The sequence below is a fragment of the Treponema endosymbiont of Eucomonympha sp. genome (assembly GCF_001028545.1).
Genome location: NZ_BBPW01000403.1, coordinates 1 through 629, shown reverse-complemented (window position 1 = coordinate 629; position 629 = coordinate 1). Strand labels below are relative to the sequence as shown.

At 60.3% G+C, this 629-nt stretch carries 2 protein-coding genes; both read right to left on the bottom strand.

Annotated elements, in window-relative coordinates:
- The coding region (locus AWU74_RS14310; protein ID WP_162505009.1) for an aldehyde dehydrogenase family protein at positions 1–367 on the bottom strand (367 nt) is incomplete at its 3' end.
- Between the two features lie 43 nt (positions 368–410).
- On the bottom strand, positions 411–629 hold a 219-nt coding region (locus AWU74_RS14305; protein ID WP_238580239.1), incomplete at its 5' end, for a TetR-type transcription factor C-terminal domain-containing protein.

Genomic DNA, 629 nt, shown 5'->3' with positions numbered 1-629 from the left:
TCAATGTGGGGTTCGGAGGCTCCCGGCGGCCCTTGCCGGCATAGACGAACAGCGTTCCGATACGGCCGTCTACATCAATGAAGTTATCGGTGCGGGTGGCTCCAGTCTGGAACGAGAGCTTGTAAAGCTGATCCTTGCGCTCGGTCAGATACTGCGCGAGTTTCTTCAGCATGTCGGCGCGCTGATGGAATGTCAGCCGCCGGAGATTCTTGCCGCCGGTACTGCGTGCGTGGGCGAGAATGCCGCGCATATCCAGTCCGCCGCTGGTTGCCTCGGCAACGACATCGCCGCTCACGGCGCTGCGCACTTCGATGAAATCGCGGCCCGGTGCGGCCCACTGTCCGTTGATGTAGCTTTCGAGTTTCATGCGATCACTTCGAGGTTGGGTGCTATCGGGCACCGATGGACGTTTATTCCGCGGCAGCAGTGCGCTTCGATGTCTTGGGGGGAGACTTGAGCAGGCTCCGTGCTCCGTCGGATATCAGGCGGGTGACGATCTCTGCATATTCGTCTCGGCTGACGGATCCCGTGCTTTTGAACCAGAGGTAATGCCTGTTCACCATGCCGAACAGCGGCATCGTGAAGGTGGTGAGGATCTTCATTCCCCTTTGGTGAGGCGCCGCGCCGGC